Below are 13,404 nucleotides of genomic sequence, written 5' to 3'. Positions count from 1 at the left end.
GCCGGGCGCCCGGCCCCGTCCCTCGTGAAAGGTCTCCCGATGCCCGTCCGGACACTGCTGTCCGTCATCGCGCTCGCCGCGCTCCTGCTCACCGGGTGCGCCGCTCCGGCCGCCCCGGCCGCCGCTCCCGCCGACGGCCCGGTCCTCGCCACCGTGCGCGAGGCCGCGGCCGGGCTGCCCGGCCACACCGTCTACCGCCCGGCCGACCTCGACGCGCTGCCCGAGCGTGGTGTCCCCGTGATCGCGTGGGCCAACGGCGCGTGCAGCGACAGCAACCTGTCAATCAGCGGGTTCCTCACCGGGCTCGCCGCGCACGGCTACATCGTCGTCGCCAACGGGGCACCGGAGGCCCTGCCCGTCGAGACCCGGCCGGAGACCACCGTCGCCCGGCCGGAGCTGCTGACCGGTGCGCTCGACTGGGTGCTCGGCGGCGACGCGCTGCAGGGCCGGGCCGATCCCGAGCGGCTCGCCGTCGCCGGCACCTCGTGCGGGGGGATCGAGGCGCTGCTCGCCGCACCGGACCCGCGGGTCGGCTCGGTGGTGGCCCTAAACACGGGCTTCTCCGAGCGGCCCCGCTTCGGCGGGCACACCCGCGACGCGATCGCCGCGCTGCACTCGCCCACGCTGATCGTCAACGGCGGGCCGTCCGACCAGGCCCACGCCAACAGCCGCGGCGACTTCGCGGCGATGACGGTCCCGTCCGCGCTGGTCGAGGTGGCCACGGCGGGCCACAGCGGCCTGTCCCGCGGGATCAGCGACGGCGACGGCGACCAGCAGATGATCGTGGCCGGGATCCGGCTGACCGTCGGCTGGCTCCGGTTCACCCTCGACGGCGACGACCGCGCCGGGGCCCGCTTCGTCGGCCCCGGCTGCGGCCTGTGCACCGAGCCGGGGCGCACGGTCACGACGAAGGGACTGTGACCTCACGGTCGTGGCGGCCGGCGTGGGTACGGACCAGCTCCGCGACCCGCGCCGGCGCCTCGGCCGGCGCGAGGTGGGCGACGCCGGGCAGCACCTCCAGGTCGCCGTGCCGCACCCCGGAGGCGATGCCGGCCAGCGAGTCCGGCGGGGTCGCGACGTCGTGCGCACCGGCCACGGCGAGCACCGGCGTGGTGATCTCGCCGAGCCGGTGCCGCACGTCGAACGTCGCGAGTGCGCCGCACACCGCGGCGTAGCCGATGTCGTCCGCGGCGGCCAGCGCGTCGAGCAGGGCCGCACCCACCGCGGGCTCCCGGTCCAGGAACCCGGGCCCGAACCACCGTTGCGCCGAGGCCTCGACCAGGGCGGAGGTGCCGCCGTGGCGGACGGTGTCGATGCGCTCGTGCCAGGAGCCGGGCGTCCCGATCGAGGCACCGGTGCAGAGCAGCGTCGCGGTGCGCACCCGCTCGGGTGCGTCGAGCAGCAGCTGCAGCCCGACGGCGCCGCCGACCGAGTCACCCGCGTAGTGGAACGTCCGCGCGCCGCCGTCCGTCCGGTCGAGGGCGGTGCGGACGCCGGCGGCGAGCGTCGGCATCGTGACGGCGGCGCCCGGCTCCGGGGCCGGGCTGCGGCCGTGCCCGGGCAGGTCCCAGGCCAGCACCTCGAAGTGCGCGGCGAGCCGTTCGGCCGCCGGGCCCCAGAGCGTCTCGGCCGAGGTGCCCAGGGACGGCCCGAGCACCAGCAGCGGGCGGCCGGGCGCGCCGCCGAGGTGGACGAGTTCGATCATGGGCTCTCCTTCGGTGGGCGTCGCGTGCACGCTAGGCCGGTGTCCGCGGGCCGTCAGGGGTGCGCTGCCACTGAGTGGAACACGACGGGGCACACCTGACCCGCACCCGGCCGGTCGGAGGCGCCGTCACGGCAGCCGCAGCACGTCGTGCTCCGGGTCGAAGACGACCGCGCCGGACGCGGCGAGCTCGCGCAGCCACGGCTCCATCGGCCACCGTCCCCACCGGCCGTGGAACCGCCGGGCGTTCGCGACGATCCCGCCGGCCTGGCCCGGATCGGTCCGGCTGGGCGGGTGGTACTGGTGCAGCGCGTGCGCGCCGCCGACCCAGTACAGGGGCAGCTCGCAGGCCAGCGCGAAGTCGGTGTCCTCGGCGCCGTAGCCGCGGTAGCCCTCGTCGAAACCGCCGGTGCCGGTCCACGACCCGGCGGCCAGGGCGAACGACAGCGACCAGAACAGCTCCCGCCGCGGCTCGGGCCGCAGCGCGCCGTCCGGTGGGTCGGGGCGGCCCGGGTGCGGGTCGACCCACCGGGCCAGGTCGCGCTCGGGTACGCCGGCCGGGCCGGGTGGCGGGAGGAAGGTGACCGGCCCGGCGAGCAGCGCGGGACCGGTGCGGGCGGCGGCCGCCCGGTACCGGTCGACCAGCACCGGGCCCGGCAGGCAGTCGACGTCGAGGAACACCAGCAGCCCGGCACCGGCGGTGAGCGCGGCGCGCGCACCGGCGTTGCGGGCGGCCGCCAGCGGGAGCGGTCCCGGGGCCGGGACGGTGACCGACCGGGTCGACGGGGCGGGACCGCTCAGGTCCGGCTCCTCCCCCATCCCGACCACGACGTGCAGGACCGGCGGCCCGGCCGCCAGGAGCCGCCGCTGCCGGGCGAGATGGTCCGCCCGGCCGCGGACGATCGTGACGACGGCGACCGCCGTCATCGCCCGGCCCCGCCGGCCACCGGCATGGCGGCGAGTGCGTCGAGCACCCCGGCCGCGCGGTCCGCGGCCCCGCCGTCGGACCACTCCCGCCACCGCTCGCCGCCGCGGGCGACGGCGCCCGCCAGCACCGCCGGCCACTCCCGCGGTGCGGGCCACCGCGCCGGGACCGTCGCGAGCCCGGCCCGGTCGAGGGCCGCGGCCGTCGCCAGCTGCTCGTCGTGCGGGCGCGGCTGCGGGATGATCACCGCGGGCCGGCGGGCCGCGGCGATCTCGGCGACGACGTTCTGCCCCGCGTGCCCGACGACCACGTCGGCGTCGCGCAGCAGGCTCCACACGTCCGCGCTCCAGCCGGCCCGGCGCAGGCCCGGCGGGTCGGCGAGCCCCGGGCCGGTGGACGGGCCGGCCACCGTCCAGGTCCAGTCCGGGGTGCCCGCCGCGGCCGCCCGGACCGCGGCGGCGTCGATCCCGTCCCCGCCGCTGCCGGACAGCACCAGCACCCGGCGCGCACCCGGCACGGCCGGGCCGGCGGGCCGGTCGTCGTAGCGGGACAGGCCGCCCAGGTACCGGGTCTTGGCCGGCCACTCCGCCGGCCAGCCGTGTTCCGGCCGCCGGGGCCACGGCGCCAGCAGCACGTCGGCGAGGTCGTAGGCGGTGCGGTGCGGCCGGTCGAGCCGGTCCCCCGGCTGCGCCATCACCGCGACCGGGACGCCGTGCAGCCGGGCGAGCAGGGTCATCTCCACCGAGACGTCGGCGACCAGCAGCCGGGCCGGGCCGGACCGGAGCAGCTCGGAGACGATCCCGGTCCGCTCCCGCAGCCCCTCGTGGTGGCGGGGCACCCAGTGCAGCGTGCCCCCCGCGGTGACGTCCGCGGTGCCCGGGCCGGTGTCCCCGCCGGTGTCGGGCGGCAGCCGGTGCCAGGCGCCCGGCCAGCCGGACGGTGCGGGCCCGCTGCCGACCCCGACGACCGGCGTGCGGCACCGCGCGGCGACGGCGACGGCCCGGTGCGCGTGCCCGCTGCCGTGGTGGTGCACGTAGTAGACGATCACGCGGCCACCGTCCGGTACAGGTCCTCGTAGCCGGTGACCATCGACGCGACCGAGCAGCAGGTCTCGGCCCGCCACCGGGCGTCGTCGCGGGACAGCTCGGCGGCGGAGCGGATCGCGGCGGCGAGCCCGTCGACGTCACCGGCCGCGGCCAGCACCCCGCAGCCCGCGTCGACGATCTCGGGCAGGGCCCCGCGGGCGAACCCGGCGACCGGTGTGCCGCAGGCCAGTGCCTCGGCGACGACCAGCCCGTAGGGCTCGTCCCAGCACGGGGACACCACCGCGACGGCCGCGCCGCCGACCAGCTCCGCGAGCGCGCGGTGGTCGAGGTGCCCGACGTAGTCGACCCCGTCGCCGAGCGGCGGGGCCACCTCGGTCTCGAAGAACGTCCGGTCCGGGCACGGCCCGGCCAGCCGGAGCCCGGTGCCCGCGATCCGCGCCGCGCGGATCGCCTCGACCGGGCCCTTCTCCGCCACGATCCGGCCGGACCAGACCGGCGTCCCGCCGCCCGGGCCGGGCCGCCAGACGGCGGTGTCCACCCCGTTGCGGACGACCGTGGCCCGGGCACCGGTCTCCGACCAGCGCCGGGCGGTGTGCTCGCTGACCGCGGCGAAGCGCAGCCGGTCCGGGTCGCCGAGCCGCACCGCGGACTCCATCCACGGGGTCGGCGGGGTGTGCAGGGTGGTCAGCACCGGGGCGTCGAGGATGTCCGCGAGCGCGAGCGGCAGGTAGTGCAGCGAGTTGTTGTGCACCACGTCGTAGCGCCCGCGGTCGTGGGAGAGCCCGACGAGCAGGGCGAGGTAGGCGTGGTGCTCGGCCAGGAACCAGCCCGGCGGCATGCCGACGTCGCTGCGGGCGGCGGCCGAGATGACCGGGAGCGGGGCCATCTCCCGGACCCGCAGCTCGGGGTCCGAGCCCGGTGCGCCGAAGACCGTCACGTCGTGACCACGGTGGCGCAGCTGCTGCGCCAGGCTCGCGGTGTGTGCCTCCAGCCCGCCGGGAAACGGTTCGCGGATCGGGTAGCGGGACGAGGCGATGAGGGCGATCCTGCTGCTCACCGGCTTGCGGTGGGGTGGTTCACGGGCACACTCCGGCGCTCGGGGACAGGACACCGCGCGAGCTGTGGCTGAACCCGGACGTCCCACGATCATGCGGCTGGTCCGGCGATGCCACAACCGGACGGCCGCGGACCGTCACAGGCCGAGGATCTCCAGGGTCGTGGCGTGTCGGCGGAGACCGGCCTCGACCCAGCCCGGACGGTCCCGGTACCAGTGACGTTGCTCGTCGTGTACCCGCGCCTCGGGGATCTGCACCTCCCCGGCGAGCCAGTGCGGCCGGGGCACCGCGGACAGCCCCAGCGCGCCGACGACGTCGGGACGCAGCGGTGCCCGCAGGCCGCCCAGCAGCTCCCGGCCCGGGTCGCCCGACGCTGCGGGCACCCCGGCGGCACCGAGGACCCGGTCGGCGAGCAGCCGCAGCACACCGTTGCCGGGGTGGTTGAGCGTGTGCGCGGCGTCGGCCCCGAAGGAGGCGATGGCGTCGGCGACACCGACGTCGCACGAGCGTGCCTCCCGCCGGGCCAGCTCCGCGACGCCGCGCTCCCCCACCTCCCGCAGCGCGCGGGCCGGTGGCGCTCCCCCGGGGCGGCGTCCCGCGGCCGCCGCCAGCGCCCGCAGGTCGTGGTAGGGCACCGGCGGCGGGACGAGCGACGGGTCGTCGGGATGGCGCACGATCGCCGACCAGGGGTGCAGCGCCGGATGGCGGACGACCGGCCACCGGACGACGCGGGCGCCGCCGGGCAGCGCCGCGCCGACCTCGGCGGTGCCCAGCGGCAGCCCGCGGTAGCCGTCGCGGACCGGCTGGGACGCCAGCAGGGCGGTCCGGGCGAGCACCCGGCGCAGGTGGGGCAGGTCGGCGTCGACGATCTCGTGCACCGGCGGGATCCGGACCGGGGCGAACGGCAGGTCCGGCACCGTCGCGAGCAGCACCCGCAGCGACTCGGCCTGGCAGTTGCCCCAGACCAGGGCGAGCGGGCCGGGCGGCGGCGCGGAGAGGCCGTAGAAGACGCCGTAGTGCCGGCGGCGGGGGTCGTTCACGTCGCCATCCTCACCACGACGGCACCGGCGCGCGCGGTTGGACGGCGCGGTGGCGGGCATCCCGGGGCGACGAGAGGAGTCCCGCGTGCGCGTCGCGTCCGTCCCGGCCGGCCATCCCTACGTGCTGTCGCTGGCCGATCCGGGCACCCACCGGCTGCCGGACCCGCCGGTGCCCGGCGCCCCGGCCGGGCAGTGGTGGCCCGCACGGTGGCTGGACCCGCGCCACGTCCGTGCACACGCCGCGGAGTTCGACGTGCTGCACGTGCACTTCGGGTTCGACGACCGCACACCGGCCGGGCTCGCCGCCCTGGTCGCGACGCTGCGCGAGCTGCGCCGCCCGCTCGTGCTGACCGTGCACGACCTGCGCAACCCGCACCACCCGGACCCGGCCCGGCACGACGCGATGCTGGACGTGCTGGTGCCCGCCGCCGACGCCCTGGTCACGCTGACCCCGGGCGCGGCCGCCGAGATCCACCGCCGGTGGGGACGGCGGGCGCGGGTGCTGCCGCACCCGGGGGTCGTGGGGCCGCGGTGGGCGCGACGGCCCCGTCCGGAGCGGTCGGGGTTCACCGTCGGCGTGCACGCCAAGAGCCACCGCACCAACGCCGACCCGGCCGGCGTCGCCCGTGCACTGGCCGAGACCGTGCGCGGGCTCGCGGCGACGACCGTGCGGGTCGACGCGCACGACGACGAGCGGGGCCGTGCCGTCGCCCGTTCCCTGGACGGGGTCGACGGGCTGGACGTGCGCGTGCACCCGCCGTTCGACGACGACGCGTTCCACCAGTACCTGCAGGAACTCGACGTGTCGGTGCTGCCCTACCGGTGGGGCACCCATTCCGGCTGGCTGGAGGCCTGTCACGACCTGGGGACGACCGCGCTGGTCCCGGACGTGGGTCACGTCGCGGAACAGGGGCCGTGCCTGGTGTACCGGCTCGGCCCGGACGGCCCGGACCGGGACTCGCTGGCCGCGGCGGTCCGGCTGGCCCACCGCGACCGTCCGGTGTGGCGGGCCGACCCGGACGCGCGGGACGCGCAGCGCCGCCGGGTCGCGGCCGCCCACACCGCGCTGTACCGGGAGCTGGTGGCCCGGTGCTGACCGCACCGACGGCACCGACGGCGCTGACGGTGCGGACGCTCGCTCCCGGACCGGCCGGGCACGGCGTCTTGCGGCACGCGGACGCGGTCGCCTCCGCGGTCGCCGGGCACGGGGTGCGGACCGTCCCCGGCGGGCCGGCCGACCTGACCCACGCCCAGTTCACCGACTCGCTGTGGGGCCCGGACATCGCCTCGGCCGCGGCCGCGTTCGTCGCCGCGGCCGGGGCGGTGCCGCGGCCGCTGGTCGTCACGCTGCACGACCTGCCGGGCGCGGATCCCGATCCGGCGCGCGACGCCCGCCGGGCCGCGGGCTACCGCCGGGTGATCGCCGCCGCCGACGCGGTGCTGGTCTCCGCCGGGCACGAACGGGTCAAGGCGCGGGCGCTGGGCGCGGCCGCGCCGCATCTCGTCCCGCTCCCGCTGCCGCCGGTCGCGGTGGCCGGGACCGCACCGGACTGGGCCGCCCACCCCACGCTCGGGGTCCTCGGTTTCGTCTACCCGGGCAAGGGCCACGACGACGTGATCGCCGCGGCGGCGGCGCACCCGGTGCGACCGGCGGTCGTCGCCGCGGGCGCCGTCGCCGACGGGCACGCCGGGCTCGCCGCGGCGCTCGCCCGGTCAGCGCGGGGCGCCGGCGTGCGGTGGATCGTCACCGGTGCCCTGGACCCGGCCGGGCTCGCCGCCGCCGCAGCCGCGGTGACCGTCCCGGTCGCGCCGGGGCGGACGGTCAGCGCGAGCGGGTCGCTGCTCGCCTGGCTCGGGCACGGCCGGGTCCCGCTGGCCGCCGCCGGCGCCTACGCGTGCGAGGTCGCCGCGGCGGTCCCGGACGCGCTGCGCTGCTACGACGGCCACGCCGGGCGCGACACCCTCGTCGCCGCGGCCCTGGCCGACCCGTCGCTCACCCGGGGACCGGTCCCGGCGTGGCCGCAGGCCGGTCCGGCGCACGCCGCGCTGTACCGGGCGCTGGCCTGCGGGGTGCCCGCGTGACGGCGGTACCGGGCAACCGCTGGGACCTGCTGCCGGAGCCGTCCGGACCGGTGCCCACGGTCGGGGTGGTCGTCTGCCACTACGAGCAGCCGGAGCAGCTGGCCCGCACCGTCGCGGCGGTGCACCGGCAGACCCGCCCACCGGTGGCCGTCGTCGTCGCCGACGACGGGTCCGCCCGGCCGCCCGACCCGGCGACGCTCGCCGGGCCGGTCCCGCTGCAGGTCCTCGGTCAGGACGACCGCGGGTTCCGCGCCGCCGCGGCCCGCAACCTGGGCGCCGCCCGGTGCGACGGCGACGTCCTGGTCTTCCTCGACGCCGACACGGTCCCCGAGCCCGGCTTCATCGACGCGCTGACCCGGCGCATCCGGGCCTGCCCCGACGTCCTCGCGGTCGGCAGGCGCCGACACGCCGACCTCTCGGGCACGGAGCCGGGCACCGACCCGGCCCGGGCCCCGCGGCTGCCGGAACCACGCTGGCTGGCCGACGGCTACCGCGGCTCCCGGGACCTGCTCGACGCCGACGGCCGCAGCTTCCGGTTCGTCATCAGTGCCGTGCTCGCACTGCACCGGACGCTGTTCGACGACATCGGCGGGTTCGACGAGCGGTTCGTCGGCTACGGCGGGGAGGACTGGGACCTCGCGTACCGGGCCTGGAACAACGGCGCCCTGCTCGTGCACGAACCCGGTGCGGTGGCCTGGCACGACGGGCCGGACTGGGCCGGGCGTCCCGGTCCGGGCAAGGACGGCGAGGCGATGCGGCTCGCGGCGCTGGTCCCGGAGCCGGGCACCCGCGGCGCTCCGTTGCCGGGGGCGGTGCCCGACGTGCTCGCCGACCCCGGCCCGGGACTCACCGGTACCGCCCTGGTCCGGACCGTCGACTCGGTGCTGCGCCAGACCCACCGCGACGTGCGGGTCCGGCTGCCCGGTGGCGACGACCGGATCACCGAGCTGTACCGGGGCGTCGCGGACACCGCGCCGTGGAGCGCCGACCGGGTCCGCCGGGCCCGGGCCCGGCTGGAGGTGCACGCGCCGCTGCCGCCGGACGCGCTGGCCACGGCGATGGACCTGATGGTCCGGCACGACCTCGGCCGCGTCGAGATCGTCGGCGCCGGCCACGACCGGCTCGCGGTGCTCGGTGCCGCGCGGGCCGCCGGGCGGGCACGCCGCCACGGAGTCGGTGGGGCCGAGGCCCAGTGGCGGGAGGGGACGGCGACCCTGCGGGTCGACGACCGCACCGGCGGTTGAGCCGGCGGCTCAGCCGAGCGCCACCGCCAGCCTCTGCGCGGCCCCGATCACCAGCCGCCCGAGCGCCTCCTCGTCCTCGACCTCGAACACCGACAGGCCCAGGCTCAGCCCGGACCGGCCGCCGGCACGCACCAGGGCCGAGATACCGCTGATCCCCGCCGCGATCTCGCCGTGCGACACCGCGAACCCCCGCTGCCGGGCCCGGCCGACCGCCGCGCGCTCGCCCTCGGCCGGCGGCTCCCCGGCCAGGATGGCCAGACCGGCCGAGCCCCGGTCGATCGGATCGACCTGGCCGCTGCGGAACGCCACGTGCATCCGGGCCCGCCGGGGCTCGACGATCATCAGCATCCGCACCCGCTCCTCGTCCTCGCGGACGACGAGGTGCGCCGTCGCCTCGGTCGCGGCGGCCAGGTCCTCGAGCACGGGCCGGGCGAGGATGCGCAGGTCCTGCTCGACCGGTTCGGCGAGCCGCACGAGACCGGCCCCCAGCACGACCCGCCGGTCGTCGAGCCGGCGGCACAGATGGTGCTCCTCCAGCGTCCGTACGAGCCGGTGGGCCACCGTGCGGTGCACGCCGACGCTCTCGGCGATCTGCGTGACCGACAGCCCCCGCGGCGCACCGACCAGGGCTTCGAGCACCTGCAGACCGTGGTGCAGCGTCTTGGAGGTACCGGGCCGATCGGCCGCGCCCCCGCTCCCGGACGCACCGGCCGCTTGACGCGGACCCATTCGCTACCTACCTTCGCACTCATTAATCGCACACTGCGTGCGATAATCGCACACTCAATGGCGGGAGGCAAGAAGCGATGGACGTCCCAGCAGCCGACGTACTGGCGGTGCACCAACTGCTCGGTGCCCAGAGTCATGCGATCGACTCCGGCCGGGCCGCCGACTGGGCGGCCACCTTCACCCCCGACGGTGAGTTCCACTCGCCCAGCTATCCGGAACCGGCTCGGGACACCGCCGGGCTGATCGCGTTCGCCGAGCGTTTCCACGCGTCCTGCCGCGAGTCCGGCGAGGTGCTCCGGCACGTCGTCGGCACCGTCTCGGTCACGGCGGACGGCCCGGACCGGCTGCGAGCGCGTTCCTACCTGCAGATCGTCGGTACCCCGAGCGGTGCCTCACCCCGGCTGCACCGCCTGACCACCCTCGTCGACGAGCTGACCCGCACCGCCGACGGCTGGCGCGTGCGTCGCCGGACCGTCCTGCGTGACGCCTGACCGAACGGAGCCTGCTGTGCCCAGTCCTCACCCCACCGGCCCGGGCCGGGTCCTGCACGACCCGGTCCGTACCGAGTACCCGGAGCTGCGCGACACGGTCGCGGTCGTGACCGGGGCCGCCCGCGGCATGGGGGCCCGCTTCACTGCGGCGCTCGCGGCCCGGGGGGTGCACGTGATCGCCGGTGACCTCGCGGCCGAGCAGATGGTCGCCACCGCCGGGACGCTGTCCGCCGAGGCCGAGGGCCGCGCGGGTGCCGGGGGGCCGGGCCGGATCGTCCCGGTCGCGGTCGACGTCACCCGCGTCCCGGACCACCAGCGGCTGGCGTCGCTCGCGATCGAGGAGTTCGGGCGCCTCGACCACTGGGTGAACAACGCGGGGGTGTTCCCGTTCGCCGAGGTGGCCGACATCGGGGCCGAGCAGATCCGGTCCACGCTCGCCGTCAACGTCGAGGGGGTGCTCTTCGGCGCCCAGGCCGCCGCGGAACGGATGGGCCCCGGCGGCGCGATCGTCAACATGTCCTCGGTGTCGGCCGTCCGGGTGCGGCGCGGGCGCGGCGCCTACTGCAGCTCCAAGGCGGCGGTCGCGCACCTCACCGAGTCGCTGGCCGTGGAGCTGGGCGACCGCGGCATCCGGGTCAACGCGATCGCCCCCGGCTTCGTCGACACCGAGATGACCCGCTGGATCCAGGACGACCCGCCGGCGCTGGCCCGCGCGCTGGACGCGGTCCCGCTGCACCGCATCGGTTCGCCGGAGGAGGTCGCCGGTGTCCTGCTGTTCCTGCTGTCCGACGGCGCCCGCTACGTGACCGGGCACAGCATCGCGGTCGACGGTGGCTCCCGCCATGTCTGAGCACGTGGCCGAGCACGCCGAGCAGGTGCGCTACCCGCGGACGGTCCTGGTCACCGGCGCGGCGGGCGGCATGGGTGCGGTGCACGCGCGGGCACTCGGTGCCCGCGGGGTGCACGTCTGCGTCGCGGACGTGGCCGATCCCGGTCCGGTCGTCGACGCCGTCCGCGCGGCGGGCGGTTCGGCATCGGGGCACGAGCTGGACGTGACCGACCCGGCGGCCTGGGCCCGGGTGACCGGCGAGATCGGCTCCGCGCGGGGGGACCTCGGGGGGCTGGTCAACAACGCGGGGATCTCGCGCCGGCGGCTGTTCCTGGACACCGACCGGGAGACCTGGGACCGGGTGCTGCGGGTCAACCTGGACGGGCCGTTCCACGGTATGCAGGCGGTGGCGCCGCTGCTGCGCGACTCGGGCGGCGGCTCGATCGTCAACATCTCCTCGATCTCGGGGCAGGTCGGCTACTTCTCCCCGTCGTACTCGGCGAGCAAGTGGGGGCTGACCGGGCTGTCGAAGTCGGCGGCCGGAGCGCTCGCCGAGTGGGGGATCCGGGTGAACTCGCTGCACCCCGGTCTGGTCGGCACCGGGTTGCTGGACGGTGCCGACGAGTTCGTCCGGGCGTCGCTGCGCAGCGTCCCGCAGGGCCGTACGGCACGCCCGGAGGAGATCACCGACGCGCTGCTCTTCCTCCTGTCGGACCGGTCCGCGTACCTGACCGGCAGCGAGATCACGGTGGACGGCGGCCTGGTGTCCAACGGCCTCTACCACCGCATCGTCGCCGACGCCGGGGACGTCCGGTGAGCGCCCACGACGCCGACGGTGCCGACGGTGCCGAGGCCGACGTCGTGGTCGTCGGTGGTGGCGGGGCCGGTCTCGCCGCCGCGGTCGCCGCGGCCGAGGCCGGGTCCTCGGTGCTGCTGTTCGAGGCCGAGCGCGAGCTGGGCGGGTCCACCGCCCTGTCCGCCGGGATGCTGACGGCGGCGGGGACGGCCGTCCAGCGGGAGCTGGGGATCGACGACAGCGCGGAGAGGTTCTTCCAGCACTACATGGACCTCAACCAGTGGCTGCTCAAGCCCGGGCTCGTGCGCACCTTCTGCGAGCAGGCGGGTCCGGCCGTCGAGTGGCTGATCGGGCTGGGGGTGCGGATCCCCGCCCGGATCTCGCACGACGCGCACACCCCCGGCCTGACCCGGGCCGGGGTGGAGGACGTCTGGCGCGGCCACGTCCCGGCCGACCAGGGCTACGGCGTCGTCCAGGTGCTCGACCGGGCGCGGCGCCGGCTGGGCGTCGAGGTCGTGCTGAACACACGGGTCGAACGCCTGCTGGTCGAGCAGGGCCGGGTGTGCGGGGTCGTGGCCGACGGCGTCGAGGTCCGGGCCGGTGCGGTGGTCGTCACCACCGGTGGCCTGGCCCACGACGCCGACCTGCGCCGACGCCACTATCCGGCCGCCGACCGGTCCGGCGAGGACCTGTTCGTGGTGGCCGCCCCGGGCGCCCGTGGTGACCACCTGCGTCTCGGCGCGCAGGTCCGGGCCGCGGTCGCCGGGGACGGCTGGGGCCTGCTGCTCCCGACCGCGTACTTCCAGCGCATGCACCACTGGCAGTCCGGTTTCCCGCCGGTGTCGCGGGTGGTCGTCAACGGCACCGGCCGGCGGTTCATGGACGAGGACGCGTCCTACGCCGTGTCCTCCGGCCTCATCGACGCCCAGCCGGGTCCGGTGTGGATGGTGTTCGACGAGACGGCCCGCGTGGGGCTCCCGCCCGGTTACGCGCACTGGTCGGCCGAGCATGTCGAGGCGGAGGCCGCGGCCGGCCGGACCGTGCGGGCCGGCTCGGTCGGCGAGCTGGCGACGGCGATCGGCGTCCCGCCGGCCGCGCTGGCGGCCACGCTCGACCGCTGGAACGCCGGCCTGCCGGCCACCGGGTCCGACCCCGACTTCCTGCGGCACCGGTCGCTGGCCGCCAAGAGCGCTGCGCCCCGGCCGGACCCGGTCGCGCGGCCGCCGTTCTACGCCGCCCGGTTCCTCCCGGCGGAGCTCGTCTGCACCCATGCGGGCCTGGAGATCGACGAGCACGCCGCCGTGCTCGACGACAGCGGCGTGGTCGTCCCCGGCCTGTTCGCCGCCGGGGAGGCCGGGGCCGGTGTCCTCGGTGCCCGCTACGTCGGTGGCGGTAACGCCGTCGCCAACGCCGTCACCATGGGCCGCGTCGCCGGCCGGTCCGCAGCTCGTCCCCCCTGCTGATT

The 13,404-nt window shown here is 77.3% G+C and carries 14 protein-coding genes; 8 read left to right on the top strand and 6 right to left on the bottom strand.

Going from position 1 to position 13,404, the window contains the following annotated elements:
* Window positions 1–39 precede the first annotated feature (39 nt).
* A complete protein-coding gene (locus AFB00_RS24390) occupies window positions 40–921 on the top strand; it encodes a poly(ethylene terephthalate) hydrolase family protein (protein ID WP_156819712.1) in 882 nt (293 codons plus the stop codon).
* Here the strand turns inward: AFB00_RS24390 and AFB00_RS24385 are convergent.
* The 5 genes from AFB00_RS24385 to AFB00_RS24365 form a co-directional block, all read right to left on the bottom strand.
* A complete protein-coding gene (locus AFB00_RS24385) occupies window positions 902–1,705 on the bottom strand; it encodes an alpha/beta fold hydrolase (protein WP_068799123.1) in 804 nt (267 codons plus the stop codon). The genes AFB00_RS24390 and AFB00_RS24385 overlap by 20 nt on opposite strands.
* Window positions 1,706–1,831: 126 nt before the next feature.
* On the bottom strand, window positions 1,832–2,629 hold the full coding sequence (locus AFB00_RS24380; RefSeq protein ID WP_068799122.1) for a glycosyltransferase family 2 protein: 798 nt from the start codon (window positions 2,627–2,629) through the stop codon (window positions 1,832–1,834).
* Window positions 2,626–3,675 carry a glycosyltransferase gene (locus AFB00_RS24375; RefSeq protein ID WP_068799121.1) on the bottom strand — a complete coding sequence of 350 codons (1,050 nt, stop codon included), beginning with the start codon at window positions 3,673–3,675 and terminating at the stop codon, window positions 2,626–2,628. The genes AFB00_RS24380 and AFB00_RS24375 overlap by 4 nt, the downstream gene beginning before the upstream one ends.
* Complete coding sequence (locus tag AFB00_RS24370; protein ID WP_068799120.1) at window positions 3,672–4,730, bottom strand: glycosyltransferase; 1,059 nt, start codon at window positions 4,728–4,730, stop codon at window positions 3,672–3,674. Before AFB00_RS24370 ends, AFB00_RS24375 begins: the two co-directional genes overlap by 4 nt.
* A gap of 135 nt (window positions 4,731–4,865) precedes the next feature.
* Window positions 4,866–5,768: a WcbI family polysaccharide biosynthesis putative acetyltransferase gene (locus AFB00_RS24365; RefSeq protein ID WP_068799119.1), complete on the bottom strand. Its 903-nt coding sequence runs from the start codon at window positions 5,766–5,768 to the stop codon at window positions 4,866–4,868.
* Window positions 5,769–5,853: 85 nt separating this feature from the next.
* On the opposite strand from AFB00_RS24365, the gene AFB00_RS35625 reads away from it, so the two are divergent.
* The 3 genes from AFB00_RS35625 to AFB00_RS32350 are packed head-to-tail and all read left to right on the top strand — an operon-like array spanning window position 5,854 to window position 9,094.
* The gene (locus AFB00_RS35625; protein ID WP_261340660.1) at window positions 5,854–6,864 is read left to right on the top strand and encodes a glycosyltransferase; all 1,011 of its coding nucleotides are present in this window, start codon (window positions 5,854–5,856) and stop codon (window positions 6,862–6,864) included.
* Window positions 6,858–7,850 carry a hypothetical protein gene (locus AFB00_RS34265; RefSeq protein WP_068799118.1) on the top strand — a complete coding sequence of 331 codons (993 nt, stop codon included), beginning with the start codon at window positions 6,858–6,860 and terminating at the stop codon, window positions 7,848–7,850. Before AFB00_RS35625 ends, AFB00_RS34265 begins: the two co-directional genes overlap by 7 nt.
* Window positions 7,847–9,094 carry a glycosyltransferase gene (locus AFB00_RS32350; protein ID WP_197519646.1) on the top strand — a complete coding sequence of 416 codons (1,248 nt, stop codon included), beginning with the start codon at window positions 7,847–7,849 and terminating at the stop codon, window positions 9,092–9,094. The genes AFB00_RS34265 and AFB00_RS32350 overlap by 4 nt, the downstream gene beginning before the upstream one ends.
* Before the next feature lie 9 nt (window positions 9,095–9,103).
* Here the strand turns inward: AFB00_RS32350 and AFB00_RS24345 are convergent, their stop codons facing one another.
* A complete protein-coding gene (locus AFB00_RS24345; protein ID WP_231974052.1) occupies window positions 9,104–9,733 on the bottom strand; it encodes an IclR family transcriptional regulator in 630 nt (209 codons plus the stop codon).
* A gap of 167 nt (window positions 9,734–9,900) precedes the next feature.
* Between AFB00_RS24345 and AFB00_RS24340 the strand changes: the two genes are divergently transcribed.
* From AFB00_RS24340 to AFB00_RS24325, 4 genes are read left to right on the top strand one after another with little or no spacing between them, the layout of a single operon-like run.
* Window positions 9,901–10,314, top strand: a complete 414-nt coding sequence (locus tag AFB00_RS24340) for a nuclear transport factor 2 family protein (protein WP_068799115.1) — start codon at window positions 9,901–9,903, stop codon at window positions 10,312–10,314.
* Window positions 10,315–10,330: 16 nt separating this feature from the next.
* Window positions 10,331–11,164 carry an SDR family NAD(P)-dependent oxidoreductase gene (locus AFB00_RS24335; RefSeq protein ID WP_068799114.1) on the top strand — a complete coding sequence of 278 codons (834 nt, stop codon included), beginning with the start codon at window positions 10,331–10,333 and terminating at the stop codon, window positions 11,162–11,164.
* Window positions 11,157–11,960, top strand: a complete 804-nt coding sequence (locus tag AFB00_RS24330; RefSeq protein ID WP_068799113.1) for an SDR family NAD(P)-dependent oxidoreductase — start codon at window positions 11,157–11,159, stop codon at window positions 11,958–11,960. The genes AFB00_RS24335 and AFB00_RS24330 overlap by 8 nt, the downstream gene beginning before the upstream one ends.
* Window positions 11,957–13,402, top strand: a complete 1,446-nt coding sequence (locus tag AFB00_RS24325) for an FAD-dependent oxidoreductase (RefSeq protein ID WP_068799112.1) — start codon at window positions 11,957–11,959, stop codon at window positions 13,400–13,402. Before AFB00_RS24330 ends, AFB00_RS24325 begins: the two co-directional genes overlap by 4 nt.
* The last annotated feature ends 2 nt before the right edge of the window (window positions 13,403–13,404 follow it).

Origin of the sequence: Pseudonocardia sp. HH130630-07 (assembly GCF_001698125.1) — a bacterium.
Taxonomy (GTDB): Bacteria; Actinomycetota; Actinomycetes; order Mycobacteriales; family Pseudonocardiaceae; genus Pseudonocardia.
This window is presented reverse-complemented; position numbering and strand designations above follow the sequence as displayed.